Source organism: Bdellovibrionales bacterium (genome assembly GCA_041662785.1).
Classification (GTDB): Bacteria; Pseudomonadota; Alphaproteobacteria; order UBA9219; family UBA9219; genus UBA8914.
The window spans coordinates 355,665-379,623 of record JBAZRW010000001.1 but is presented as its reverse complement, the minus strand read 5'-3'; the positions used below and the strand labels follow the sequence as shown (position 1 = coordinate 379,623).

General features: G+C 54.3%; 23 protein-coding genes. 18 read left to right on the top strand and 5 right to left on the bottom strand.

The features are described 5' to 3' along the window. Positions 1-3 precede the first annotated feature (3 nt). From pgi to WC612_01740, 3 genes are all read left to right on the top strand, one after another. On the top strand, positions 4-1,509 hold the full coding sequence (gene pgi, locus WC612_01750; protein MFA6279505.1) for a glucose-6-phosphate isomerase: 1,506 nt from the start codon (positions 4-6) through the stop codon (positions 1,507-1,509). A gap of 231 nt (positions 1,510-1,740) precedes the next feature. Continuing rightward, complete coding sequence (locus WC612_01745; GenBank protein MFA6279504.1) at positions 1,741-2,343, top strand: hypothetical protein; 603 nt, start codon at positions 1,741-1,743, stop codon at positions 2,341-2,343. A gap of 194 nt (positions 2,344-2,537) precedes the next feature. Continuing rightward, complete coding sequence (locus WC612_01740) at positions 2,538-2,900, top strand: hypothetical protein (GenBank protein MFA6279503.1); 363 nt, start codon at positions 2,538-2,540, stop codon at positions 2,898-2,900. Between the two features lie 177 nt (positions 2,901-3,077). Here WC612_01740 and gyrB read toward each other — a convergent pair whose 3' ends face one another. From gyrB to WC612_01715, 5 genes are all read right to left on the bottom strand, one after another. After that, on the bottom strand, positions 3,078-5,522 hold the full coding sequence (gene gyrB, locus WC612_01735) for a DNA topoisomerase (ATP-hydrolyzing) subunit B (protein ID MFA6279502.1): 2,445 nt from the start codon (positions 5,520-5,522) through the stop codon (positions 3,078-3,080). A gap of 354 nt (positions 5,523-5,876) precedes the next feature. Then, positions 5,877-7,544: a methyl-accepting chemotaxis protein gene (locus WC612_01730; GenBank protein ID MFA6279501.1), complete on the bottom strand. Its 1,668-nt coding sequence runs from the start codon at positions 7,542-7,544 to the stop codon at positions 5,877-5,879. Between the two features lie 349 nt (positions 7,545-7,893). Then, positions 7,894-8,136 (bottom strand): hypothetical protein, encoded by a 243-nt coding sequence (locus tag WC612_01725; GenBank protein MFA6279500.1) that lies wholly within the window; start codon positions 8,134-8,136, stop codon positions 7,894-7,896. Between the two features lie 105 nt (positions 8,137-8,241). Beyond that, positions 8,242-9,402 carry a hypothetical protein gene (locus WC612_01720; GenBank protein MFA6279499.1) on the bottom strand — a complete coding sequence of 387 codons (1,161 nt, stop codon included), beginning with the start codon at positions 9,400-9,402 and terminating at the stop codon, positions 8,242-8,244. Between the two features lie 80 nt (positions 9,403-9,482). Next, positions 9,483-10,085 carry a YbaK/EbsC family protein gene (locus WC612_01715; protein MFA6279498.1) on the bottom strand — a complete coding sequence of 201 codons (603 nt, stop codon included), beginning with the start codon at positions 10,083-10,085 and terminating at the stop codon, positions 9,483-9,485. Between the two features lie 49 nt (positions 10,086-10,134). Between WC612_01715 and rph the strand changes: the two genes are divergently transcribed. The 15 genes from rph (at position 10,135) to pepN (ending at position 23,957) form a co-directional block, all read left to right on the top strand. Beyond that, complete coding sequence (rph, locus tag WC612_01710) at positions 10,135-10,848, top strand: ribonuclease PH (protein ID MFA6279497.1); 714 nt, start codon at positions 10,135-10,137, stop codon at positions 10,846-10,848. Positions 10,849-10,860: 12 nt separating this feature from the next. Next, positions 10,861-11,448 carry an RdgB/HAM1 family non-canonical purine NTP pyrophosphatase gene (rdgB, locus tag WC612_01705; GenBank protein MFA6279496.1) on the top strand — a complete coding sequence of 196 codons (588 nt, stop codon included), beginning with the start codon at positions 10,861-10,863 and terminating at the stop codon, positions 11,446-11,448. Between the two features lie 127 nt (positions 11,449-11,575). Further along, complete coding sequence (locus tag WC612_01700) at positions 11,576-11,962, top strand: hypothetical protein (protein ID MFA6279495.1); 387 nt, start codon at positions 11,576-11,578, stop codon at positions 11,960-11,962. A 108-nt stretch (positions 11,963-12,070) separates the two neighbouring features. After that, complete coding sequence (hemW, locus tag WC612_01695; protein MFA6279494.1) at positions 12,071-13,219, top strand: radical SAM family heme chaperone HemW; 1,149 nt, start codon at positions 12,071-12,073, stop codon at positions 13,217-13,219. A gap of 82 nt (positions 13,220-13,301) precedes the next feature. Then, positions 13,302-13,736 carry an SUF system Fe-S cluster assembly regulator gene (locus tag WC612_01690; GenBank protein MFA6279493.1) on the top strand — a complete coding sequence of 145 codons (435 nt, stop codon included), beginning with the start codon at positions 13,302-13,304 and terminating at the stop codon, positions 13,734-13,736. Positions 13,737-13,749: 13 nt separating this feature from the next. Further along, the gene (gene sufB, locus WC612_01685) at positions 13,750-15,207 is read left to right on the top strand and encodes a Fe-S cluster assembly protein SufB (GenBank protein MFA6279492.1); all 1,458 of its coding nucleotides are present in this window, start codon (positions 13,750-13,752) and stop codon (positions 15,205-15,207) included. Between the two features lies 1 nt (position 15,208). After that, the gene (sufC, locus tag WC612_01680; protein ID MFA6279491.1) at positions 15,209-15,961 is read left to right on the top strand and encodes a Fe-S cluster assembly ATPase SufC; all 753 of its coding nucleotides are present in this window, start codon (positions 15,209-15,211) and stop codon (positions 15,959-15,961) included. After that, positions 15,958-16,644, top strand: coding sequence for an HAD family hydrolase (locus tag WC612_01675; protein ID MFA6279490.1), 687 nt, complete (start codon positions 15,958-15,960; stop codon positions 16,642-16,644). Before sufC ends, WC612_01675 begins: the two co-directional genes overlap by 4 nt. Before the next feature lies 1 nt (position 16,645). Next, complete coding sequence (locus WC612_01670; protein MFA6279489.1) at positions 16,646-17,335, top strand: HAD family hydrolase; 690 nt, start codon at positions 16,646-16,648, stop codon at positions 17,333-17,335. Beyond that, positions 17,335-18,456 carry a SufD family Fe-S cluster assembly protein gene (locus WC612_01665; protein MFA6279488.1) on the top strand — a complete coding sequence of 374 codons (1,122 nt, stop codon included), beginning with the start codon at positions 17,335-17,337 and terminating at the stop codon, positions 18,454-18,456. Before WC612_01670 ends, WC612_01665 begins: the two co-directional genes overlap by 1 nt. Next, positions 18,444-19,658 carry a cysteine desulfurase gene (locus WC612_01660; protein ID MFA6279487.1) on the top strand — a complete coding sequence of 405 codons (1,215 nt, stop codon included), beginning with the start codon at positions 18,444-18,446 and terminating at the stop codon, positions 19,656-19,658. Before WC612_01665 ends, WC612_01660 begins: the two co-directional genes overlap by 13 nt. Next, positions 19,655-20,140, top strand: a complete 486-nt coding sequence (locus tag WC612_01655) for an SUF system NifU family Fe-S cluster assembly protein (protein ID MFA6279486.1) — start codon at positions 19,655-19,657, stop codon at positions 20,138-20,140. The genes WC612_01660 and WC612_01655 overlap by 4 nt, the downstream gene beginning before the upstream one ends. Beyond that, a complete protein-coding gene (locus WC612_01650; protein MFA6279485.1) occupies positions 20,140-20,478 on the top strand; it encodes an iron-sulfur cluster assembly protein in 339 nt (112 codons plus the stop codon). The genes WC612_01655 and WC612_01650 overlap by 1 nt, the downstream gene beginning before the upstream one ends. A gap of 21 nt (positions 20,479-20,499) precedes the next feature. Further along, complete coding sequence (locus tag WC612_01645) at positions 20,500-21,351, top strand: alpha/beta hydrolase (protein MFA6279484.1); 852 nt, start codon at positions 20,500-20,502, stop codon at positions 21,349-21,351. After that, positions 21,348-23,957 carry an aminopeptidase N gene (gene pepN / locus WC612_01640; GenBank protein MFA6279483.1) on the top strand — a complete coding sequence of 870 codons (2,610 nt, stop codon included), beginning with the start codon at positions 21,348-21,350 and terminating at the stop codon, positions 23,955-23,957. The genes WC612_01645 and pepN overlap by 4 nt, the downstream gene beginning before the upstream one ends. The last annotated feature ends 2 nt before the right edge of the window (positions 23,958-23,959 follow it).

Below are 23,959 nucleotides of genomic sequence, written 5' to 3'. Positions count from 1 at the left end.
GCTATGACAAAACCGACACAGCAGGCCTCTTGGAAAAACCTGCAAAAGCTTTATGGAGAAAACAAGGGCGTGACCCTTGCCTCTTTGTTCGCGCACGATCCCGCTCGGGCAGGACGCATGACCCTAAAAGTTGAAGGCCTAGAGGCCGACTTTTCACGCAGTTCCATCACGCCGGAAATCATGGACACGTTGTTGACTCTGGCCAAAGAGCAAGGCGTTGAGGCGATGCGCGAGAAAATGTTCACGGGCGAAAAGATCAACGCAACGGAAGGCCGCGCTGTTCTTCATACCGCTTTGCGCGTGCAAAGTGATGCGCCGGTTGTTGTGGACGGCGAGAACGTGATTCCCGCGATCCGCGCTCTTCACGCGAAGATGGAAAGGTTCACAAGCGATGTGCGCGATGGAAAATGGCTCGGCGCAACGGGCAAGGCTATCACGGACGTTGTGAACATCGGCATTGGGGGATCGGATTTAGGGCCGCGCTTTGTCGTCAGTGCTTTGCGTGCGCAGGCGTCCACCCCCCGCGTTCATTTTGTGGCGAACGTCGATCCCTTTGATTTTCTCAGCGTGGTGGAAAACCTTAATCCCGAAACAACCCTTTTTGTTGTTGTGTCCAAGACCTTCACGACGCAGGAAACGCTGCTCAACGCGTCCTCGGCGCGGGCGTGGCTGGTTAGCGCGCTTGGTGAGGCGGCGGTGGCGCGGCATTTTGTGGCCGTGTCGACGAACAAGCAAGCGGTCGAATTTTTTGGCATTAAGGCGGACAATATGTTCGCGATGTGGGATTGGGTGGGGGGGCGCTACAGCCTGTGGTCTGCCGTGGGGCTTAGCATCGCGTTGGCCGTGGGTTGGCCCGCGTTTCGGGAGTTGCTGGCGGGTGCGGCGGCGATGGACGCGCATTTCCGCACCGCGCCGTTAGAGGCGAACATGCCCGTCCTCTTTGGCCTTGTGGGGATATGGAATCGCAATTTCTGCGGCGCAGAGGCTGAGGCTGTCTTGCCGTATAGCGAGCGCTTGCGCGAGCTGCCGCGTTTTCTGCAACAGCTGAACATGGAAAGCAACGGCAAGAGCGTGACGCGCGGCGGCGAAGCCGTTGATTATCAAACCGGCCCCGTGATCTTTGGGGAGTGCGGCAGCGTGGGCCAGCACAGCTTCCACCAATGGCTGCACCAAGGGACGGGCCGTGTAGCCGCCGAGTTTATCGGCGTGCGCCATGACGACATGAGCCGCCCCGACCACGCAGCCGTTTTGCAGGCGCATATGATGGCGCAGATTGAGGCGTTGAAAAGCGGGCGCGTGGATGCCGACCCCGCCCGCACCAACGCGGGCAACAAACCGTCCACCGTTTTATGGATGAGCCGGTTGGATCCGTATCATCTGGGCCTGCTTTTGGCGCTTTATGAACACAAGGTGTTCGTGCAGGGCGTCCTGTGGGACATTAACTCGTTCGACCAGTTCGGGGTGGAGCTGGGCAAGAAACTAGCGGGTGAGCTTTTAGCCAAGGCATGAAACCATTTGCGACACCCCTTGTTTTTTGCTAGAATAGCCCCAACAGAGGATATTTAGGCATGAACAACGTTTCTTATCATCAACTCCGACGATTCTGTCAGCGGTAAGTCTGACAGAAGGTTTATGGTCGCCTAATCTCCGTCTTATTTTCTCTCAGACTTTTTAAAAGAGCAGCCGTTAAGGGCCTTCGCGCCTTTAACTGATTTAATTTTTTATTGAAAGTTGATCCTCATGACAAAAATGGTTTCGCTTGAGGCGGCGGCAGATGCCGCGCCGACAATAATTGTACACCTCACCTCGCAAGAGTGGCTCGCGCCTGTCCTTGCCCTTCACGCGCAGGCGCGTAGCGAGTTGCCCGACGACAAAAAGCATATGCTTTTGCCGCGGCCTGCCGCCTATTTCGAAGAGCTGCTGACAAAAGAAACGGGCGCTGTTTTCGGCGCGGTTCAAGGCGAGCAGCTTGTCGGCATGGTGGCCGTCGTTCGCTCGACAAATTGGCTTATGGCGCATCAAGCCAAGCATGTGACGTGTCCCGATAAGGGCGGAAGCGTCCGGCGGGCGAGTGGCTTTTCGGCGGTGGCGGTGGTGCAATCGCTTTGTGTTTTGAAGCGGGGTAACGGCATCGCGATTGACCTGATCGCCGCGACCAAGGGCTGGGCTGCGCAAAAAGGCTGCTCCTTTTTGTTTGCGCAAGTCGCACAGGACAATGCGTGTGGCCAAAAGAAGTTTAAGCAAAACAACTTTTGCTCTGCGGCGGAGTGGACGGAAGTAAGCGGCGGCGGCGAACACGCGAAGATCCTTATGCGCTACCGGCTGTCCGCGGCGGATTTTTAATCGCTTTCTTTTTCTGGTAGGGAGGCTGCAAAGCGGCGGCCTCCCCATTTTGGGGTGTTAACCATACTGCGCAAAAACCAAGCAAAAACGTGCAAAAAAACAAAAAACACATTTGCGTTTAGGCGAGAAATGCGGATAGTTGAATCCATCGAACACCGCATTTTTCCGCAATAGATAAAAAGGATACTGGCAAAATGGAAAAGAATTTCCCGTGGACTCCTCTTTGTAAAACCGTCCTTATGGCGGCTTATGAAAAGCCGGATTGGCTTAATGCCCACTTTTTAGCCTGCGCGAAAGAGGGCGATGTTTGGGGGCTTCGTCGCGCCTATAGCGCGGGGGCCAACTTAGGGGCCAGAGACCAGTTTGGTAACACGGCAGCAATCTTGGCGGGCGCAAACGGACGCGCTAAAGCGATAATGGCTTTGCATCATTGGGGAGCCGATTTGGCCGCCAGAAATGACTTCACCCTCTCAGCGGCGGATTTGGCCTATGCACGTGGACAAGGTGGCGGACCCCTCGTTTTAAAAGTGTGTGGTGGACACCGCCCGACGTTATGACAAAACCAATATAAGGTGGATTATAAACAGGAAAACAAACGGGATTCCCGCTTTCGCGGGAATGACGCATATAGGATTAAATTAAAGGCATAAAACCCCGTCATGCCCGTGAAAACGGGCATCCCGTTTATTTGAATCGTCTTATTGTGGATCACTATATAATCCAGTCACTTTGCCCTAGGCGTCGATATTCGACGCATTCAGCGCGTTTTCAACGATGAAGTCGCGGCGCGGCTCCACCACATCGCCCATCAAGGTTGAGAACACTTGCTCGGCCTCGTCCACTTGGTTGACGCGAACTTGTAGGAGTGTCCGCGCTTCGGGGTTGAGCGTCGTTTCCCACAACTGATCGGGGTTCATTTCGCCCAGACCTTTATAGCGTTGGATCGTCAAGTTGTGGCGACCCTCCAGCGTGATGGCCTCAATAAGCTCGGCGGGGCCTGCCATGGCCACGGGGGGGCGATCTTTGATCGAGAGCATAGCGGGCGCTTCAAACCAATCCTGTAACAGGGCGGTCATCCCGTCCAGCCGCCGCGCTTCGCTAGAGCGCAGGGTGTCGGGATCAATCGTAAAGCGCGTGGTAACGCCAAGGCGCGTGCGCGTAAACAAAAGCCCGCCGTTTAGCGCGACAGAGCCGTTCCAACCCCGCTCAGACTCGATGCCGACGGCGTTCAGACGTTTGGCGACATAGGCGGCGGCTTCCTCGGCCTTGGCCTTGTCGGCGATCACGTCAACATTAAGAACACCTGCGATGGCGGCTTGCTCAACAATGGTTTTGTGGCCGACTTTTTGATTGATAATCGTTAGCGCGTTTTTCATCACGCGGGCTTGCTCAATCATCTCGCGCAAGGGAGCGTCCGCAAAACTCTTGCCGTTGTGAAGGGTCAGCGCCGCGCTTTCGCTGCCGATGGACAGCAAATAGTTTTCCAAAGCGCGGTCGTCTTTCAGGTATTGCTCTTTCGTGTTGCCCTTCTTGATGCGATAGAGAGGCGGCTGCGCGATATAAAGATAGCCGCGCTCGATCAGCTCTGGCATTTGGCGATAGAAGAAGGTGAGGAGCAGGGTGCGAATGTGGCTGCCGTCCACATCGGCATCGGTCATGATAATAATCTTGTGATACCGCGCCTTGTCGGCGTTGAATTCTTCGCGCCCGATGCCCGCGCCGATGGCGGTAATCAGCGTGCCGATTTCAGCCGAGTGTAGCATCTTGTCAAAGCGCGCGCGCTCAACGTTCAGGATCTTGCCGCGCAACGGCAAGATAGCTTGCGTCTTGCGTGAGCGACCCTGTTTGGCCGAGCCGCCAGCCGAATCGCCCTCAACGATGAAAAGTTCAGATAGCGCCGGATCTTTTTCCTGACAATCCGCCAGCTTGCCCGGCAGAGAGGTCGGATCAAGGGCGCTTTTGCGGCGCGCGAGCTCCCGCGCTTTGCGGGACGCATCGCGGGCGCGGGCGGCTTCGACAACCTTGCCGATAACCTTTTTGGCCTCGCTGGGATGTTCTTCGAACCATGTGTTCATCATCTCCGCGATGACGGATTCGACGACGGGTTTGACCTCCGAGGAAACGAGTTTTTCTTTGGTTTGCGACGAAAATTTGGGATCAGGAACTTTAACGGATAAAACGCAGGTCAAGCCTTCGCGGGCATCCTCGCCCGAAAGAGCTACCTTTTCCTTCTTGGTCAGACCGGATTCTTCCGCATAGTGATTGACGGTGCGGGTCAGAGCCGCGCGGAAACCGGCTAGATGCGTGCCGCCGTCTTTTTGTGGAATGTTGTTGGTAAAGCACAGCATGGTTTCGTGATAGGAATCGTTCCATTGCAGCGAGCATTCGACCGTGATGCCTTCGACTTCTTTGCTTACCGCAACCTGTGTTTCATGCAGCGTGATTTTTGATTTATCCAAGTAAGAGACGAATTCTTTCAGCCCACCTTCGTAATTCAGGTGGCTGTGGCGAGGCTCCACGCCCCGTGCATCGGTCAGATAGACGTTGATGCCAGAGTTAAGAAAGGCCAACTCGCGCAGGCGATGTTCGATGGTCGCAAAGACGAACTCGGTGTGCGTAAACGTTTCCTTGGACGGCAGAAAGGTGATCTCGGTTCCGTTCTTGTCCGAAGGCTCGCCCTGTTTTAGCGGATCCACTGCGACGCCATGGGCAAAACGCATCGACCACGTAAAGCCCTGCCGCCAAACGGTCAGGTCAAGAAACTCAGACAGCGCGTTGACGACGGAAACGCCCACGCCGTGCAGCCCGCCGGAAACCTTGTACGAGTTTTGGTTGAACTTGCCGCCCGCGTGAAGCTCGGTCATCACGACCTCGGCAGCCGAAATGCCCTCTTCCGCGTGAATATCGACAGGGATGCCGCGCCCGTTATCGCGTACGGTGCATGAGCCGTCGGCATTCAAAACCACATCGATGCGCGTGCAGTACCCAGCCAGCGATTCATCGACCGCGTTATCAACGACTTCGTACACCATATGATGAAGGCCAGAGCCGTCATCCGTATCGCCGATATACATGCCCGGACGCTTGCGAACGGCATCAAGGCCGCGCAAAACGGTGATGGAATCGGCTCCATATTCAGCGATGGTTTCGTCGATGATTTCTGCGGTGTTTTTTGTCATAAAATCCAAAGCGTTAAGGGTATTTCACAAGGCCTAATTTCTAGCATGATTTAGGGCCGTGTGCAATGACTTAACGCGCAAGACTAGGGCAAAACCCATAAATCGTTAACGATAAATTAAGCGCGGGATGATTCACCGATTCTCTCAACAGCAGGGAGGATCGACAAATGACTGAGAAGAAAAACGCTGCGCGGCACGGGTGAAGCTGCTGGCTCTGACCTTTGTGCGAACGGGCGCATGTTTGCACTAGCAAACGTTCTGAGCGGCCTAGGCGGAAATCCCCAGCGCCGAGCGCCCGTGAATCACTTCATGGGGCGGTTTTTATAAGGAGACGGGGCGCACAAAGGGATTCTGTTAGCTTGAACGAATATTGGCAAGGAAGTCTTCGACTTCTTTGCGCAAGGTTTCGGCGTTGTGGGCGAGTTCGCCAGCTGTTGAAAGAACCTGCTCAGCCGCCGCGCCGGTTTGGCTTGCTGCTTGGGTGACAGAAACAATGTTTTCAGAAACATCGTGCGTTCCCTGTGCTGCCTGTTGGACATTTCGTGCTATTTCTCTTGTCGCTGCGCCTTGTTCTTCCACAGCCGCTGAGATGTTAGCCGAGATGTCCCTCACCTGATCGATGATTCCCGAAATTGTGCGAATGGCCGTGACGGCATTTGTCGTTTCCGCTTGCACGGCCAAGATTTGTCCGCTGATTTCTTCTGTTGCCTTTGCGGTTTGATTGGCAAGTCCTTTGACCTCGCTGGCCACAACGGCAAACCCCTTGCCCGCTTCACCTGCTCGTGCGGCTTCAATAGTGGCGTTCAAGGCAAGCAAATTTGTTTGTGAAGCAATTTGATTGATAAGCTCAACAACCATTCCGATTTTTGTAGAGGCCGCTGCAAGTTTTTCAACTGTTTCCACAGTGCGCTTGCTTTCTTCGGCTGCCTTTTGCGCAATCCGCGAAGAATCGGCCACGCGGCTGCTGATCTCGTTCACAGAAGCAGAAAGCTCTTCGGTTGCGGTCGCCACGGTTCCCACGTTTGCGCTGGCCTGCGTCGATGCCGCCGCGACAGACGTTGCCTGTTCGCTTGTTTGTTGCGCGATTTGCGACATGCTTTTGGCTGTGGATTGCATTTCTGTTGATGACGACGCCACGCCTTTGACAACCCCCATCACGCTTGATTCAAAGTCAGCGGCCATTTTAAGCATGTTTTGTCTGTTTTCTTCTACCGCGCGAACCTCGGACTCTTTCTGCTCACGCTGCAAGGATTCGACCTTCAAAGCGTTTTCCTTAAAGACAGTGAGTGACTCTATAAGTTTGCCAACTTCATCGCGTCGGCTTGTGGCTTCAATATTGATTTTAAGATTTCCTTCTGCCACTTGCCGAAGGTTGCCAATAACGCTTTTTAACGGTCTGACCACTTGCGACACGATGATCCAAGCAAGAAGGATATAGGCCAAAGAACTCCCAAGGCCCGCCGTTATCATGCCCTCACGGGATGTTTTCCTCCCAGTTGAGACAATCTCGTCGCGCCGTTCATTTATGGACTTTTTGTAGGAGGCGACAACGATTTCAAAATCATCAAGAATGTTTTTGCGTATTTTGACGGCTTCCTTTGAAAGGTCGCCGATGACTTCGGCGCTTGCCCCCTCGTAACGAGCGGCAAAGTACTTGCCATAGATGTCAAGGTATTTTTGCATATCCTCCTCAATGTTCGCGACGATTTTGTGCCGCTCTGGATCGTTTATTTTCTCAAGGAGGTTTTTCACATCTTTTTGAGCGATCTGAACATGCTCTTTTAACGAATTTTCAAAGGGCTTAAGGGCGTCCTTATCCACCGTTCCCGCAGCGCTTCGTCCAGCAAGCGCCGCTTGGGCGACTTCGTCCTTCGCGCCCAACACAATCAGGGTGCGCGCAACATCGTTGTCAATCGCGCGTGTGGTAAGATCCGTGATCGCACTAAAACCATTATCCGCTCTTGTCACGATGATGCCGCAAACGAGAACCACAAGAATTTGTGGTATAAAAAGCTTCCCCATAAGATTTATATTATTCCAAATTCGCATTGGGTGTTCCCTTCGGTTGTTTTTTTATGCGTCTCTATGAGGCGTGGGCGTTGTTCACCACATAATAGCTATAATCGAAGGAAGTGAATAAATAATTGGTTAACCATAAATACGCCGTTATGCAGGGCCCTGAATTTTTTTCTGCTCCCTCCTTGTTATCAGCCCTATGTCTAGAAAGGGATACCCTCCAATTTTCCGCTATGGCAAGGCGCTGGTGGGGGGCAAGTCGCCCTCTTTGCGCCCTCTTTGTGATTGTGTGTTTTATTTGATGTCACTATTGTTCCCCCACGGCCACGAACTTGGGTTAACAACCGTCCTTAAATCACCCTCCCCCTTCGGCGTTCAGGATCACATCGATGCGCGTGCAGTAGCCCGCCAGTGATTCATCGACCGCGCTATCGACGACTTCGTACACCATATGGTGAAGACCAGAGCCGTCATCCGTATCGCCGATATACATGCCCGGACGCTTGCGAACGGCATCAAGGCCGCGCAAAACGGTGATGGAATCGGCGCCATACTCAGTGATGGTTTCGCCGATGATTTCTGCGGTGTTTTTTGTCATAAAATTCAAAGCGTTAAGGGTATTTCACAAGGTCTAATTTCTAGCATGATTTAGGGGTCTGTGCAATGCCTTAACGCTCTGGAAAAAGAGGGCAAAAAGGGACGGTTATCGCGCCAGCATGGCGATCTGCGAGGTTCTTACTTTTTCCTTAGGGGCGGCCTTGGGGCATGGCTTTGCGGGAGCCTTCGTTGGCATCTTTTCTTTGGGGGCGACAGTTGGTTTAGCGGGCTGTTTTGCCGGTTTCGCCTCTGGGCCGACCATAAGGGAAAGAAGGGTGTCCATGTTCTTTTTAAGGGCGGCCTCATATAAAGGGGCTTCGATAGGCCGCTGATAGGCAATGCGCTCAAAGTCGGTCGTCATGATCCACGCGGCCGCTTCGGCACTGTTCGCCAAAGCGGACAGCCAGTCGACGGAGTTGATTTTGGGAGATACCGTCCATCCTGCGTCCTTAAGGGAGTCTCGGACTTGATCCATAAGTATCCCTGTAAGATGGGCGGGGGGCTTCCCGTTCCTAATCTCGAAGGTCAAAGGCAGCCCGTCCTGCAGGGTGGGGAGATCAAAACGCGTTGTGATGTTTAGGGTTGACGCGTTTAATTGGCGATGCCTGCTTAAATTAATGATTTTGCTAACCTGTGTTACATGGCCCTTCCCCATGTAGCCGTCTAAACGCAAATCATATTGCCGTTGGTCTGGCTTAATGGGGACTGAGACCGTTTTCATGGGGCCTTCGCGGGGAGAAAGGGTCTTTTTGTTGGCCAAGCTCTTTGTTTTCTCAATAAGGGCATTGATTTGGGCAATATCAGGTGGGTTGTCACGTAGTTGTTTGATGGACCGATCCAAGGTGGGGTTGCCCGTCACAGCGCGCTGGACGTAGCCATCGAACCCAACGTCAACGCAATAGCTATAGTTTTTCCCGTCAAACGCCAGCGTTGTAAAAACGCGATACATCTTGCGTTGGCCATCTGTGATAACGACATCGGTTTTCTTCTTAACTTTATCTTCCAAAACATCAACACGTGGCTGATCTGGCTTTAGCGCGGCATAGGACGTCACCTCGGTAGAACCTTCATCAACGACATTGCTGTAAGGGCGCAGGGTTTGTTCGGCGATAGGGGTGGCGGGCTTCTGTGGGGCAAGACCCCCTTCCGCTGGGGCAGAGACGGTCGCGCAACCAGAGATAAAATGGGAGGTTACAAGAAGCGTCACGCCAAGGGCGGCGCTGCGAAAGATGTCGAGAATCGTTGCTTCTTTATCGTTCTTGCTCATTTTTTGATCCTTTTTAAAGTCTTTAACGATGGGCGTATTTTAGCATAAAGAATGGGTAAAAGGGGGTTAAAAAAATACTTTCATGTGGCAGGAGCAGAGTTGGTGTCCTCCACCCACTCGCCGCAATTGACAATCAGGGGGTCATAAGACAGGGCCTTGATAAACCGCAGCAAATCGCTTGACGACAGGGTGGTTGAGGCGTCGTTGCGCAAGGGGTGAAAATTAACCAGTGGGGCGGCCATCATATCGTTATCCAACACCACGGTCACGCGGCGCTGCGTATCATTCATCAAAGCAAAGGGCGTGACTGAGCCGGGCGTGATCCCCAAAGTCTCCAGCAACAGGTCGGGCTTACCGAAAGACAGGCGGGCCGAGCCGATGGCTCGCCCCAGTCCCGCAATATGGGCGCGTTTATCGCCGGGCATGACGATGAGCCAGAGTTTGTCTTTTTTGTCTTTCATAAACAGGTTTTTGCAATGAAGGCCTGGGATTTTGTCGCGCCAGTTGCGGCCCTCCTCCACGGTAAAAAGGGGAGGGTGCTCGACCGTGTTGTGTATGATCCCTAATTTGTCAAAAAAGGCGAAAAGGTCGGCTTGCGTGGCGGGCATGATCGTTTCTTTCCTATAACGCTTGCTTTTATCATCAAGGCAGCGAACAATAAAAGACCTTATACCAACGGTCATTTTTTATGCCCGTTGGTATTGTTTTATCTTTACTGAAAGGCCTTCCCTTATGCGTCCTTCGTCCCGCGCTTTTGACCAACTCCGCGCCGTTGAAATCATTCCTCACGCCGCCAAATACGCCGAAGGCTCATGCCTGATCAAGATGGGCGATACGCATGTGTTCTGCACCGCCTCGGTTAGTGAAAAGGTTCCCGCTTTTATCAAAGGCTCGGGGCAGGGCTGGGTCACGGCGGAATACGGAATGCTTCCGCGCTCAACGCATGAGCGGATGGATCGTGAAGCCGCCAAGGGCAAGCAGTCCGGCAGGACTCAGGAAATCCAGCGTTTGATTGGCCGCGCCCTTCGCGCCATCGTGGATCGCAAAGCGCTTGGCGAGATTCAGATTAAGGTCGATTGCGACGTGATCCAAGCCGATGGCGGCACGCGCACCGCGTCGATCACGGGCGGCTATGTAGCGCTGGCGCTGGCCTGTAAGTACCTGATGAAAACCGGAAAACTCTCGTCCTTTCCGTTGACGGACACCGTGGGGGCTATCTCGTGCGGCCTGTACGAGGGCGCTGCCGTTTTGGATTTGGACTATGTGGAAGATTCGAACGCGCAGGCCGATGCCAACTTCGTCCTGACGGGAGCGGGCGCGATTGTCGAAGTGCAAGGAACGGCAGAGCAAAAGCCGTTTTCGGAAGTGCAGTTTCTTGAGTTGATGGCGCTGGCGCGGGGCGGCATTGCCACCCTTAAAGAAGCGCAGAAAAAAGCGATAGGCTAAGGGGCATAAAGGGTGCAAATTTCGGTCAAAAAACTGCTGATTGCGACGCAGAATAAGGGCAAATTGCGCGAGTTTCAGACACTTTTGGCCCCCTTGGGGCTAGAGGTTGTTGGCGCTGGCGATCTGAACTTGCCAGAGCCAGAGGAAACGGGCGTAACCTTTGCCGATAACGCTCTTCTTAAGGCTCGCGCTGCGATGGAGGCGACGGGCTTGCCGACGTTGGCGGATGATAGCGGGCTTTGCGTGGACGCTCTTGGCGGAGAGCCGGGCCTTCATACGGCGAGGTGGTGCGGCCCACAAAAAGACCCCATGGTGGGGATGACCCGCGTGCAGCAAGAGCTTGGCAACGCGGCGAATCGCAGCGCCTATTTCACTTGCGTGTTGGCGTTGGTTTTGCCGGATGGTGGGCATGAGATTGTCGAGGGACGCTGTGCGGGGCAAATCATTTGGCCGCCACGCGGGACGCTGGGGCATGGCTATGACCCGTTCTTTGTCCCCGATGGCCATGCCCGCACCTTTGGCGAAATGAGCGAGACGGAGAAGCAAGTGATCAGCCACCGTGGCAAAGCTATGGAAAAGTTGCTGGCCTTGTTGGCTTAGTCCCCATTGATCACAACCTTTTGTTTCTCAACGGATTTTATAAATGGCTCGATGAAAGTATTTAACCCTGCCCCTTTTTGTGCTACTCTTCACACGAACGGTGGGGCTAATAAAAAAGGATGAAAAAATGGTTGCATTAAAAAAGACCTTAAATGAAGCCTTAAATGAATTTAAATTAATTGCGGCGGGTCTTACTGATGTTGCCCTATGTCCGATTGACGTGGTTCGCTCCTGCTATTCTGCTTCTAGAAAAGAAGGCTATGGGAGAGTAAAATCAATGGGGAATGCTTGTGGATTTTTTTCCTTAATGGGGCTATCCGGTTCGATGGGCGGCGTCCTTTTGGGCGGAGTGTCTCACTCGCTCTCCGTTGGAATCATCACAACAGGCATTATGGCCACTGCTTTCACAAATATAATTGTGGTAGATCCTGAAAATATAAAGAATCATCCATTAGTCTGGCATCGTAGCAGAAACCTTTTACGCAACCAGCACAAAGGGCCGGCGCTTGGTTAGAGCGTTTCCGGAGAAGGGCTTTCTTCCTCGCCTTGTTGGGCAATTATAAGGGAGAGTTTTTGTTTTCTGATATTGTTGTGACGGTTTTAGGGCTATAAGAACGGTTTTATGACCCCCTTGTCCCTTTATATCCATTGGCCGTTTTGCGTGTCTAAATGCCCGTATTGCGATTTCAATTCGCGGGTGCTGCCCTCGGCCTTAGAGGAAAAGCGTTGGGAAGACGCCTATCTTACCGAACTTTCGCACTATGCGGTGCGGCTACCGGACCTAGAAATCGCGACGATTTATTTTGGCGGCGGCACGCCGTCCTTGATGCAGCCGCAGACGATTGCTGCAATTCTTAACAAAATTGCTGCGTTATGGCGGGTGCAGCAAAATTGCGAAATCACGCTAGAGGCGAACCCCTCGTCGTCCGAAATCGGCAAGTTCCAAGCCTTTAAAGCGGCGGGCGTGAACCGTCTTTCGCTGGGTGTGCAGGCGTTGGACGATGCGTCTTTGCGTTTTTTGGGAAGGGCGCATGACGCGCATGCTGCGCGGGAAGCCCTTGAAAGCGCTGCAAAAACTTTTGACCGTTTTTCCTTTGATCTAATTTATGGCCGCGCTGGCCAGACCCCCGTGGCATGGGAGGCCGAGCTTGGCGAGGCCCTCACGTTTGGGGCTAAGCACATGTCTCTTTATCAACTGACGATTGAGGAAGGGACGGTCTTTCACAAACGCGCCGCCAGAGAAACGCTCACCGCGCCCGACGATGCTGCCGCGCAAATGTATGAGGCAACGCAAGAGATCATGGCAGCGGCGGGACTCCCCGCCTATGAGATTTCGAACCATGCGGCGGTGGGTCAGGAAAGCCGCCACAACCTGACGTACTGGCATTATGACGATTATGTCGGTATCGGAGCGGCGGCGCATGGGCGCTTTGTTGAAGAAGGCAAACGCTATACCACCGAAAATCATCGCAACCCAGAGCGTTGGTTGCAGCAGGTCGGAACAGCGGGTCATGGCCGCGCCGAGGAAACAATCCTAGGTACGGAAACGGCAAAGCGTGAGGCGCTGATGATGGGGCTGCGCCTTGTCGCGGGGATCGATAAGGCGGCGTGGGCGGCGAAATTTATTGCACCCCTAGAAAATTATATTGCGCAGCATAAGTGCAGCATTTTAGCGGGCGAAGGTCTTTTGGTGGACGACAAAACAGCGCTTCGCGCCACGCCCAAAGGGCTGGAAAGGCTCAATGCGGTGCTGGCCTTTTTAATGGGGTGATTAGCGCAAAAAGCCCCCTTGACGCGCCGCGCAAGACAGAATATCCATAGCGTACCAAAAACATCCGATTTAGGGGAAGCCCATGCTTCGTATGAGTAAATTGGCGGATTACGCCTTTATTTTGCTGTCTCAAATGGCCTTGCAGGAAAAGTCGATGTGGTCGGCGGCGACCCTTTCCTTGGAAACACAGCTTCCTTTGCCAACAGTCGCCAAGCTGATGAAGCTGTTGGCTAAAGGCGCGATTGTGCGGGCGCAGCGTGGCGCGGCTGGTGGTTACACCCTTGCCCGTCCAGCTCAAACCATTTCCATCGCTCAGATTATCGAGGCTGTGGATGGTCCCATCGGCCTGACCGAATGCGCAGGTTCGGTGCGGGGAAAAGAAATTTGCGAATGCCTTATGCCGCTTTGTCCGGTTAAAGATGGCTGGGGCCGCGTGAACACGGCCCTTCGCGGTGCGCTTGAATCTGTCGCGTTATCCGATCTTGTTTCGTCGTCCTCGATCCCCGATTTTGCGTGAAGGCATAAAAAAGATGTGCCCTCAGCCCTCTTCCGATGCGCCCTATGCACCAGAGCCGTACAAATACGGCTTTGTGACGGACATCGACACTGAAACCGCGCCGAAGGGGTTGAGCGAGGAAACGGTGCGCTTTATCTCGGCCAAAAAGGGAGAGCCACAGTGGCTTTTGGAGCAGCGGCTTAAGGCTTTTGCTCTGTGGCAAAAGATGACGCCGCCCGCATGGGGCAAAGTTGCCTTTCCTCCAATTGATTATCAGGATGCGCACTATTATGCCGCGCCCAAGAAAAAAGCCGCGCCCATGTCGATGGATGAGGTCGATCCCGAAATTCTTAAAACGTACGAGAAGCTGGGCATCCCCTTAAAAGAGCAAGCGATGCTGGCGGGTGTTGAGGGAACTGTCGCGGTCGATGCGGTGTTCGATAGCGTGTCCGTTGCGACGACCTACAAAAAATCTTTGGAAGCCAAAGGTATTATCTTTTGCTCGCTGACCGAAGCGATTCACAATCATCCCGACTTAGTCAAAAAGTATCTGGGCTCGGTCGTGCCGCCTTCCGATAATTTTTACGCGGCGCTGAACGCCGCCGTGTTTACCGAAGGCTCGTTTGTTTACATTCCCAAGGGCGTGCGCTGTCCGATGGAACTATCCACCTATTTTCGCATCAACGCCGCGAACACGGGACAGTTTGAGCGCACGCTGATCATTGCGGATGATGATTCTTATGTGAGTTATCTGGAAGGCTGCACAGCGCCCAAGCGCGATGAAAACCAGCTTCATGCGGCGGTGGTCGAACTGGTGGCGCTAGAGCGTGCCGAGATCAAATACGCCACGGTGCAAAACTGGTATCCGGGCGATGAAGATGGCGTGGGAGGCATCTATAACTTTGTGACTAAGCGCGGCCTATGCCGCGGGGCGCATTCGAAAATCTCATGGACGCAGGTGGAAACAGGCTCGGCCATTACATGGAAGTACCCTAGCTGTGTGTTGCAGGGCGATTATTCCACGGGCGCGTTTTATTCGGTGGCGATCACGAACCATCATCAACAGGCCGACACGGGCACAAAGATGATCCATATCGGGCGCGGCACGCGCTCCACTATTATCTCTAAGGGGATTAGCGCGGGGCAGGCGCAAAACACTTATCGCGGGCTTGTGCGTATGGCCCGCACGGCGCATGGGGCGCGGAATAAAACGCAATGCGACAGCTTGCTGATTGGCGACCAGTGCGGGGCGCATACATTTCCCGTGATCGTGTCACGTGATCCGACCGCGCGAGTGGAGCATGAGGCCACGACCTCGCGGGTCAGCGAGGATCGCCTGTTTTATTGCCAGCAGCGCGGTATGAGTCTTGAAGAGGCGATGGCGCTGATCGTGAACGGCTTCTGCCGCGAGGTGATGAAAGAATTGCCGATGGAGTTCGCCGTTGAGGCGCAAAAGCTAATCGGCATTAGTTTAGAGGGAAGCGTAGGGTAAGATGCTTGACATAAAAAATCTATCTGCCGAAATTGATGGCAAAGAAATCCTAAAGGGTCTGTCGCTCTCGCTGCCCAAGGGACAGGTGCATGCGATCATGGGGCCGAACGGCGCGGGCAAAAGCACGCTGTCCTATATTCTGGCGGGTCGTGCGGGGTATACCGTTACGGGCGGTTCGGTCACGCTGGACGGGCAAGACCTGCTGGCGATGGCCCCGCACGAACGTGCGGCGGCGGGCGTGTTTCTGGCGTTTCAATATCCGGTCGAGATCCCGGGCGTGACAACGATGAACTTTTTGAAAACCGCGCTAAACGCGGTGCGAACGGCAAGGGGCGAGAAAGCCTTGGACGTTATGCAGATGCTCAAGCTTTTGCGCGGCAAGGCCAAGGCCATCGGCATGGACGAAGACATGCTCAAGCGCCCCGTGAATGTCGGCTTTTCGGGCGGCGAGAAAAAGCGGTGCGAAGTGCTGCAGATGGCGGTGCTAGAGCCCCGTTTGTGCATTCTGGATGAAACGGACAGCGGCCTTGATATCGACGCGCTGCGTATTGTGGCGGATGGCGTGAACGCGTTGCGCGATTCTAATCGTTCGATGCTGGTTATCACGCACTATCAGCGGCTTTTGGATTACATCAAGCCCGACCGCGTGCATGTTTTGGCGGCGGGCCGGATTGAGCGCAGCGGTGGGCCGGAATTGGCACTAGAGCTGGAAGAAAAAGGCTATGGCCACGCGAGCGAGGGAGCGCAGGTATGAGCCCCGATCAACAAGCGGTTATCTTTGATTGGAATGGGACGCTTCTGGCGGATACTTGGCTTGGTTTGGAGTCTATGAACAAGTCGCTTGCCCTTGCCGGCGCGCCACCGGCGACGCTCAGTCGTTATCGCAACGAATACTTTATGCCGTTGCGTCCCATGTATATGCGACTTGGTTGCGATGCCAAGAAGCTAGAAGAAAATCTGCAGCAAATCTTCGACGCCTTTGGCGAACATTACGAAAAGCATGTTCACAAAACAAACCTTCGGCGCGGCGCTAAGGGTCTTTTAAAAACATTGAAGGAAGAGGGTCGCCGCGCCGCTATTCTGAGCAACCACACGGTTGAGATTATCTCTTCACAAACGCAGCGGCTTGACATCCATCATTATTTTGATGCCGTTCTCGCCAATGGCGCGGACGAAATAAAAGACATCATGCACAAAGCGGATAAGGGAAAACGTTTGAAGCGTTATGTGGATCATCACGATATTCGCAAAGCCTTGGTTGTAGGCGACTCGGCGGAGGAGGTCGAAATCGCGCACGCCTATGGCTTTTTAGGGGTTGGTCTTGCGGGCGGTTTTTCTTGTGAGGAAAAGATTCTTGCCGCTAAGCCCGACTTTATGATCCGCTCGCTCACCGAGCTGCCACCTATTGTCGCCTCCGTTTTTGGACAGAGGGCATAATATGAAACAGACAGCCCCCACGATTTTTTTTGATTGGAATGGCACGTTGTTTGATGACACGCTCGCTGTTCTTGAAGGTTTTAATGTTGCTTTTGGCCGGTTTGGCCATGCTTGTTCTTTGCCCCAGTTCCGCAAGTCTTATGATTTTCCGCTTGAGTCCTTTTTTCAAGACGTTGGTTTTTCGCAAAAGGAATCCGCAGATTATAAATATGATTTGTTGGAAGCGTTTCACGCGGCGTACGCGCAACTTGAAAACAAGGTTCATTTGAGGGACGGGGCAAAGGAGACCCTTGCTCAATTGCACGGGGCGGGCGTCCACTGTGTGCTTTGGAGCAATCACATAATAAAGCCCATCGAACAACAATGCGCACGTCTTGGGCTTTTGCCGTATCTTGATGATCTTTTGGCCAACAAGGATATTGCAGAGCAGGCGGTCTCATTGCCTAAACGGGCGCGCTTGATGAGCCACATGGATGAGCGGGAGCTGGAAAAGAAAAAGACGATGATCGTCGGGGATACGCCTGAAGAGATCAGGGTCGCCCATGAGGTTGGGTCAACGGGTGTCGCCATCACAAACGGGTATGCTTCGGATGAGCGGCTTGCCGCCGTTCGCCCGCATCACACCATCAAACTGTTTGCCGAGTTGCCCGACATTGTCACCACGGTGCTGGGGAGGGGAAAAACGCTTTGATGACGCAAGCCCTTCCTCTTCCACCGCCCCTCACGCGCCACCGTCTTGTGTTCGTGGATGGCGCGTTTCGTGACGATTTGTCGGCGCGGCAAGAGTTGCCGGACGCGTTTTTCGTTCGCTGCGCCGAAAAAGACGATGGCTATGCGCTCACGCTGCAGGGTCAAACCTGTTTGGCGATTGACCCTATTGAGCTATTGTTTGTGACGACGGCGCACGGCGTGGCGGGTGCAGCCCCCACCAAAATCAACGTGTCCTTGGGACAAAGCAGCCGCCTGACGTTGATCGAGAGGCATGTGGAGGGAGATTCCCTCCCTCTCGCGGGGAGGGCTAGGGAGGGGGGCGTGCGACTCGGCGTAAACGCGCAAGTTGTTTCCTCTGTCGTCCCCCCCCCTCCCCTGCGCCCTTCGCAAGAGCTTCGGTCGCCCCCCTCCCCGCAAGGGGGAGGGGTCTTGGACGTTAAGGCCCGCTCCCTTCATCTGGTCCTCTCTCTTGAGGCGCAGGCCAAGCTGGTGCATGGCAAAATCGTGACCTGCGGTGACCATTTTGCGCAGGCGCAGGTCAGCGTCGCGGCGGGCGCGTTTTATGATTACTTCGGGCTTGTGGTGGGCGGGCAGGACATTCACTGTGAAAAAACGGTTGAGCTTTTGGGAGAGCTGGCCGAGGCTCGTTTTTCTGGTGTGATGCTTTTGCGCGGCGCGGCGCATGGCGTCATGACAACGTTGGTGCGTCATCTTGCGCCGAACGGCATCAGCCGACAAGTGTGCAAGACGGTGCTAGAGGATAAAGCGCATGGTGCGTTTGAGGGCAAGGTCTTTGTGGATCGTCTCGCGCAGAAGACGGACGCGTATCAGTTGTGCCGTGCGTTGCTGCTTTCCGATAAGGCCGAGATGGAAGCCAAGCCAGAGCTGGAGATTTACGCCGATGATGTGAAATGCAGCCACGGCGCGACGATGGGCGCTTTGGATGAAAACGCGCTGTTTTATTTGCTCTCACGCGGGATCGACCCAGAGGCGGCGCGCTCGGTGTTGGTAAAAGCGTTTGTCGGCGAAATGGTGGACGCGATCCAATCGCCCGATCTTGCGGGTACGGTAAGGGAAGAGGTGCAAAAATGGTTGGCTTAGAGGCAAAAAAGGACTTTCCCGTTTTCTCGCATTTAATCCACGGCAAGCCACTTGTTTATTTGGACAGCGGCGCGAGCGCACAAAAACCGCGCTGTGTTTTGGACGCGATGACGCGCTTTTATGAAACGGATTATGCCAATATCCATCGCGGCGTGCATGAGCTGTCGCAAAGAGCCACCGCGCATTACGACGAAGGCCGCCGCGCCGTGCAGCGCTTTTTGAACGCGGCACATGAGGATGAGATTGTTTTCACCAGCGGCGCGACCGACGCGATCAATCTGGTGGCGGCCAGTTGGGGGCGCACGTTTTTGAAGGCGGGCGATGAAATTGTGCTGACCCAGTTGGAGCATCACGCCAATATCGTACCGTGGCAGCTCCTTCGTGAGCAGATTGATTTTACGATCCGCGTCGTGCCGATTCAGCCTAATGGCGATGTGCTGCTGGCCGATGTGAAGGCCATGGTCAACAAGAAGACGAAACTTGTTTCTGTGGCGCATGTCTCAAACGCGCTCGGCACAATTTTGCCTGTTGAAGAAATTATTGCGTACGCGCACGCGAAAAACATTCCCGTTTTGATCGATGGCTCACAAGCCGTCAGCCATATGCGTATTGATGTTCAAAAACTGGACGCTGATTTCTATGTGTTTTCGGGGCACAAAATCTATGGCCCTACGGGAATCGGCGTATTGTATGGCAAACGTGCGATTTTGAAAACCATGCCCCCCTATCAAGGTGGCGGCGATATGATCGAGACGGTGACGTTCGAGAAAACGACGTTTCAGGAACCGCCCATGCGTTTTGAGGCGGGCACGCCGCCGATTGCGGAGGTTGTGGGCTTGCATGCGGCTTTGGATTATGTGAGCGCGATCGGCATGGACGTGATTGCGGCGCATGAGGCGGATCTGCTTGCCTATAGCACCGAAAAACTTTCTGCGATGAAAGGCGTGCGCCTTGTTGGCACCGCGCCGCACAAGGCGGGTATTCTCTCGTTCGTGATTAAGGGCGTGCACCCGCACGATGTTGGCACTGTTTTTGACCGCCAAGGCATCGCGATCCGCGCGGGGCATCACTGCGCGCAACCCGCCATGGATGCGCTGGGTCTTGTCGCGACCGTGCGTGCCTCAATCGCGCTTTATAACACGCGGGACGATATCGATGCACTGGTGTCTGGCATCCAAAAAGTTCAGGAGATTTTCAAATGAGCGACGCCGATGATGATTTGCGTGAGCTGTATCAGGATTTGATCCTTGATCATGGCCGCCATCCGCGCAATTTTCATGCGAGTCCCCATGCGCAGTGCGAGGCGGTGGGGCACAACCCTTTATGTGGCGATAAACTGGTACTGTATTTAACTGTGGGTGAGGGCGGTCGCATCGCGGACGCGTCGTTTCAAGGCGAAGGCTGCGCGATTTCTGTTGCCTCGGCCTCGATGATGACCGAGATACTGAAAGGCAAAACGGCCGCTCAGGCCAAGGCGCTATGGGCGTATTTTGAAAATGTCTGCAAAGGCAATGCGGTGGATGAGGTTACAACGGCAACGCTGGATGAGGACGATGTGGCGCGGTTGCAAGCCTTGGCGGGTGTGCGGCACTATCCTGTGCGCGTGAAGTGCGCGATGTTGGCGTGGCGGACGCTGGAATCCGCACTGGATCCCGTCGCCGCAAAAAAGGTGGGAACGGAATAATGGATACCAAGTCCCAACTCGCCGCCATGACCGAGCGCGTGATTGAGGCGCTGCGCGTGGTGTATGATCCCGAAATCCCTGTGAACGTTTATGATCTGGGCTTGATCTACAAAATCGATCTAACGCCAGCGGCGGCGGACAAAATGGACGCGGCCATTGAGATGTCTTTGACCACCGCGAATTGCCCCATGGCGGATATGATCCCCGGCATGGTTTATGATGCTGTGCGCGATCGGATACCGGATCTTAACGAAATTAAGGTAAGCCTCGTCTGGGATCCGCCTTGGGATCCTTCGCGCATGTCGGATGATGCCCGCGCTATCATGGATTTTTATTAAGAGAAGGCCAAAGAAAAAGTGATGAAGACAGATTTCTTTTTGGGCCTTAATGCCAAGGGCTTTCATAAAATTGCCGTTCACCAGTGGACCCCCCAACAGGCGGGGGGCGTGCCGGTTGTGTGCGTTCACGGCCTAACGCGCCATGGGCGTGACTTTGATGTTTTGGCCAAAAGGTTGAGCAAGGGGTGCGCGGTCTATTGCCCCGATATGGCGGGACGCGGGCAAAGCGACGATTTGCCTGACTCAAAAAGCTATAATTTTGATCAATACAAAAACGACCTTACTGCGCTTCTAGCCCGCATAGGGGCGGCGCAGGTGGATTGGGTCGGAACGTCGATGGGCGGGCTTTTGGGCATGATGCTGGCCGCCCTGCCTAACACGCCTATCCGTCGCCTTGTTCTGAATGATGTTGGTCCCCTTATCCCGCAAAAATCGCTGGATCGTATTGGGACCTACATTGGCCAGCAGCCTGTTTTTGACACCGTAGAGGCCCTTGAGGCGCATATGCGCACGATTTATGCCTCTTTTGGTGTGCCCTCGGACAAAGATTGGGCGGCTCTCGCGGCGACCGGCCATCGCCAAAGGGCTGATGGCCGTTTTGTGCTTGCCTATGATACGAAGATAGCGGATGCCTACAAGGGACAAAACAAGGCTGTCAATTTATGGGAAACCTATGACAAAATTGCCTGTCCGGTGCTGGTGCTTCGTGGAGCGCAGTCGGATTTGTTGCCGCGTGAGGCTGCGCAGGAAATGACGCAACGAGGCCCCCATGCGCGGCTGATTGAAATAGAAGGTTGCGGGCACGCCCCCGCCTTGATGAGCGATGAACAAATAAAAATGATTGAAGATTTTTTGGAAGGAAAAACGAAATGAAAAAAGCCGCCCCAGCCACGCTGCACGAAACGCGCCTTGCCGATTACACGCCGCCCTCGTTTCTTGTTGAAACGATGGAGATGGATTTCGATATTCAGGCCAAAACCACGCGGGTTAGCACCTGTTTTATGGCGCGGCGCAATCCGGCGGCTAAGGATAAAAACGCTGCGCTTGTTTTGAATGGCGAGAATCAAAAGCTGTTAAGTGTGACGGTCAACGGCCTTGCGCTGACGAAGCAAAACTATGCGCTGACGGAAGAGACGTTGACGCTAGAGGGACTGCCCGATGAGGCGATGATTGAGATTGTTAGCACCAACGTGCCCGCCAAGAACACGGCGCTCAACGGCCTTTATGCCGCAGGGCCGATGCTCTGCACGCAATGTGAGGCACAGGGCTTTCGCCGCATCACCTATTATCCTGATCGTCCCGACGTGCTGGCGAAGTTCCGCGTCACAATCCATGCGGATAAAAAACAATACCCGATCCTTTTGTCGAACGGCAATCTGGTCAAGAAGGGTCGCGAGGGCGCGGATCGCCACTATGCGGTGTGGGAGGATCCCTTTGCCAAGCCTTGTTATCTGTTCGCGCTGGTCGCGGGCCAGATGGAGGTGGCGCGCAGTCACTTCATCACGAAATCCAAGCGCAAGGTGTTGATCGAGATTTATGTTGAGACGGGCAAGAAAAAAGAAACCGTCTTTGCGATGGACGCGATCAAGAAATCGATGGCGTGGGACGAAAAGACCTATGGCCTTGAATATGATCTGGATCGCTTCATGATCGTGGCCGTCAGCTTCTTTAACGTGGGCGCGATGGAAAATAAGGGCCTTAATATCTTTAACGATGCCTGCGTTCTTGGCCGCGCCGAAACGGCGACCGACAGCGACATCGCCTTTTTTGAGCGCGTCGTGGCACACGAGTATTTCCACAACTACACAGGCGATCGCGTAACGTGCCGCGATTGGTTCCAGCTCAGCCTTAAGGAAGGCCTCACTGTGTTTCGCGAGCAAGAGTTCTGCGGCGATATGAATGGCCGCGCGCTTGAGCGCCTTCACGCGGTGCGCGATTTGCGTGCCCGCCAGTTTCCCGAAGATGTGGGCGCGATGGCGCACCCGATCCGCCCTGCGGCTTATCAGGCCATCGATAATTTTTATACCTCGACCGTGTATCAAAAAGGCTCGGAAGTTGTGCGGATGATCCAAACGCTGATTGGGCGCAAGAATTTCCGTAAGGGCCTGAACCTTTATTTGAAGCGGCATGACGGACAGGCCGCGACGTGTGAGGATTTCGTGGCCGCGATGGCGGAAGCGGGCGGCGTCGATCTGGATCACTTCATGGTCTGGTACGCGCAGGCGGGAACGCCCACGTTGGACGTCACCTCGTCGTATGATAAAAAGAAAAAAGAATACACGTTGACGGTGACGCAAAGCTGTCCTCCAACGGCAGGACAAAAACAAAAAGACCCGATGAACATGCCTTTGAACATTGGTCTTTTGGACTCCAAGGGTCGCGATATGAAGGGCACGTTTGTGTTGGATGTTGCCTCGCCCAAGGAAGTGTTCGTGTTCTTGAATGTTGAGGAAGAGCCGACGCCGTCTCTCTTGCGCGATTTTTCTGCGCCCGTACGCATCAACTATGCCTACACGGATGAGCAGTTGTTCCTGATCATGGCACATGACACGGATGGCTTTAACCGCTGGGAAGCGGCGCAAAAGTTGTTCACGAAGTATGTCCTTGCGGGCGGCGCTCTGCCCGACGCTTTTGTCAAGGCGCTGCGCAAAGTCTTGAAGGACAAAAAGCTGGATGCGGCGACCAAGGCGATGACGCTGTCCTTGCCGACGGAAACCGAGCTTGGCCTTACGCTGCTGGCGGAAGGAAAAAAGATCGATCCCGTCAAGCTATACCATCAGCGGCAAAAAGCGGTTCACGCGATGGCGGAAGGGCTTTGCGATGATTTGTGGGCGACGTATGAGTCGATTGAAAATACGCTCTCCGAACGTGCCAGCGATGGCGTCGCGCGCGGGCAGCGCAGCCTTAAGAATCTGTGCCTTGCCACGCTGGCGAAGGTAGAAGCCGAAAGCGTTACGCCACTGGCCGCTGCCGCCGTGGCCTATGGCCACAACATGACGGATAAAATTGCAGGGCTTGATATTCTGGCCGAGGGCGATGATCCATTAAAGGCCAAGATGCTGGCGCTCTTTGCCGCGCAATTTGGCGATCAACCCGCGATCATGGATCATTGGTTGGCGGTGCAATCATCCGCGCGGCGTGACGATGTTTTGACTTCCGTTAAAAAGCTGATGAAGCACAAAGCCTTTACGCTAAAGAATCCGAACCGCGTGTCTTCGCTTTTGGGCGTGTTTGCGGGCAATCCCTTGGGCTTCCATGCGGCGGACGGCAGCGGCTATGCTTTTATCGCCGAGATGGCCGCCACGGTGGACAAGCTGAACCCGCAGGCGGCGGCGCGTCTGGCCAAACCGTTCCTGCGGTGGCGTGATTTTGATGCCAAGCGTCAAAAGCTGATGAAGGCAGCGCTGGCCAAGCTGGCTTCTGGCAAGCTTTCCGCCAACGTGCGTGAGATTGCGGATAAGGCGCTTAAGGGGAAATAAGG

Coding starts and splice junctions, on each gene's coding strand:
- pgi (MFA6279505.1), top strand. CDS start 4: ATGACAAAACCGACACAGCAGGCCTCTTGGAAAAACCTGCAAAAGCTT.
- WC612_01745 (MFA6279504.1), top strand. CDS start 1,741: ATGACAAAAATGGTTTCGCTTGAGGCGGCGGCAGATGCCGCGCCGACA.
- WC612_01740 (MFA6279503.1), top strand. CDS start 2,538: ATGGAAAAGAATTTCCCGTGGACTCCTCTTTGTAAAACCGTCCTTATG.
- gyrB (MFA6279502.1), bottom strand. CDS start 5,522: ATGACAAAAAACACCGCAGAAATCATCGACGAAACCATCGCTGAATAT.
- WC612_01730 (MFA6279501.1), bottom strand. CDS start 7,544: ATGGGGAAGCTTTTTATACCACAAATTCTTGTGGTTCTCGTTTGCGGC.
- WC612_01725 (MFA6279500.1), bottom strand. CDS start 8,136: ATGACAAAAAACACCGCAGAAATCATCGGCGAAACCATCACTGAGTAT.
- WC612_01720 (MFA6279499.1), bottom strand. CDS start 9,402: ATGAGCAAGAACGATAAAGAAGCAACGATTCTCGACATCTTTCGCAGC.
- WC612_01715 (MFA6279498.1), bottom strand. CDS start 10,085: ATGACCGTTGGTATAAGGTCTTTTATTGTTCGCTGCCTTGATGATAAA.
- rph (MFA6279497.1), top strand. CDS start 10,135: ATGCGTCCTTCGTCCCGCGCTTTTGACCAACTCCGCGCCGTTGAAATC.
- WC612_01700 (MFA6279495.1), top strand. CDS start 11,576: ATGGTTGCATTAAAAAAGACCTTAAATGAAGCCTTAAATGAATTTAAA.
- hemW (MFA6279494.1), top strand. CDS start 12,071: ATGACCCCCTTGTCCCTTTATATCCATTGGCCGTTTTGCGTGTCTAAA.
- WC612_01690 (MFA6279493.1), top strand. CDS start 13,302: ATGCTTCGTATGAGTAAATTGGCGGATTACGCCTTTATTTTGCTGTCT.
- sufB (MFA6279492.1), top strand. CDS start 13,750: ATGTGCCCTCAGCCCTCTTCCGATGCGCCCTATGCACCAGAGCCGTAC.
- sufC (MFA6279491.1), top strand. CDS start 15,209: ATGCTTGACATAAAAAATCTATCTGCCGAAATTGATGGCAAAGAAATC.
- WC612_01675 (MFA6279490.1), top strand. CDS start 15,958: ATGAGCCCCGATCAACAAGCGGTTATCTTTGATTGGAATGGGACGCTT.
- WC612_01670 (MFA6279489.1), top strand. CDS start 16,646: ATGAAACAGACAGCCCCCACGATTTTTTTTGATTGGAATGGCACGTTG.
- WC612_01665 (MFA6279488.1), top strand. CDS start 17,335: ATGACGCAAGCCCTTCCTCTTCCACCGCCCCTCACGCGCCACCGTCTT.
- WC612_01660 (MFA6279487.1), top strand. CDS start 18,444: ATGGTTGGCTTAGAGGCAAAAAAGGACTTTCCCGTTTTCTCGCATTTA.
- WC612_01655 (MFA6279486.1), top strand. CDS start 19,655: ATGAGCGACGCCGATGATGATTTGCGTGAGCTGTATCAGGATTTGATC.
- WC612_01650 (MFA6279485.1), top strand. CDS start 20,140: ATGGATACCAAGTCCCAACTCGCCGCCATGACCGAGCGCGTGATTGAG.
- WC612_01645 (MFA6279484.1), top strand. CDS start 20,500: ATGAAGACAGATTTCTTTTTGGGCCTTAATGCCAAGGGCTTTCATAAA.
- pepN (MFA6279483.1), top strand. CDS start 21,348: ATGAAAAAAGCCGCCCCAGCCACGCTGCACGAAACGCGCCTTGCCGAT.